This window comes from Noviherbaspirillum denitrificans (assembly GCF_002211445.1).
GTDB lineage: Bacteria > Pseudomonadota > Gammaproteobacteria > Burkholderiales > Burkholderiaceae_D > Noviherbaspirillum > Noviherbaspirillum denitrificans.
Genome location: NZ_LSTO01000001.1, coordinates 53,547 through 54,687, shown reverse-complemented (window position 1 = coordinate 54,687; position 1,141 = coordinate 53,547). Strand labels below are relative to the sequence as shown.

General features: G+C 64.9%; 1 protein-coding gene. It reads left to right on the top strand.

The window, feature by feature from the left end; all coding sequences use genetic code 11:
- Window positions 1-43: 43 nt before the first annotated feature.
- A partial coding sequence (locus AYR66_RS29175; RefSeq protein ID WP_206047000.1) for a PP2C family protein-serine/threonine phosphatase occupies window positions 44-1,141 on the top strand: 1,098 nt, incomplete at its 3' end.

Genomic DNA, 1,141 nt, shown 5'->3' with positions numbered 1-1,141 from the left:
CCCCCCCCCGCCGTTTTTCTTCAGCTTCCCCCCGGATTCCACGATGCCCCTATCCGTCAGCATTGGCCATGCCACGCTCGCCGGCCGCCGCGAGCGCAACGAAGATTTCGTCGGCTTGGTCACGCCCAATGAGCCCGAACTCTCGACCAAGGGATTGATCGCCGCCATCGCCGATGGCGTGTCGGGCAACGACGGCGGCCGCGAAGCTTCCGAATACACGGTGCGCGGCCTGCTCACCGATTACTACGCGACGCCGGACACCTGGCCGGTGACGCAGGCGATGGACAAGGTCATCAAGGCCATCAACAGCTGGGTGCAGAAGCAGGGCTCGGTCCGCCCCGAACTGGCCGGCATGGCGACCACGCTCACTGCGGTCGTCCTGCGCGGCAACTGCTATTACTTTTCGCATGTCGGGGATACCCGGCTCTACCTGCTGCGCAGCGGTGCACTGACGCGACTGACGACGGACCATGTGTGGGACCGGCCGGAAATGCAGCACGTGCTGACCCGGGCGGTCGGCCTCGATACCCGGTTGGCGATCGACCACGGCATGGGTGAACTGCGCGAGCGTGACGTATTGCTGCTGGCCTGCGATGGCGTCTGGTCAAGCATGACGGAATACGACATCACCCATGCGCTGGCGGATGTAGCAATGGGCGGCACCGATCCGGCAGCATGTGCGAACGCCCTGGTCAATGCCGCGCTGGACGCCGGTTCGACGGACAATTGCAGCGCCCTCGTGCTGCGCGTGGATGGCCTGCCCGAGGAAAACCTGCGCGATGCGTTATCGGTCTCGGCCCAGCTGCCGGTGCCGCCGAAACTGAAGCCCGGGCAGGAAATCGACGGCTACACGGTCGAGTCGGTGATCCACAGTTCGCAGGCAACCCTGCTGTACCGCGTGCTCGATCCGAAGACGCAGCGTCACCTCGTGCTGAAGACCCTGCACCCCGACCGCGCGGGTGACCCGCACGAACGCTCGGCCTTTGCGCATGAAGAGTGGCTGGCCAAGCGCGTGGTCGCACGCTTCTTCCCGCAGGTGATCACGCCGGAGCAAAAGAATTACCTGTACTACCTGACCACCTGGCATGAAGGCGAGACCCTGCAGCAGAAGCTGGACGTGGGCGCACATTTCACCGCGCCG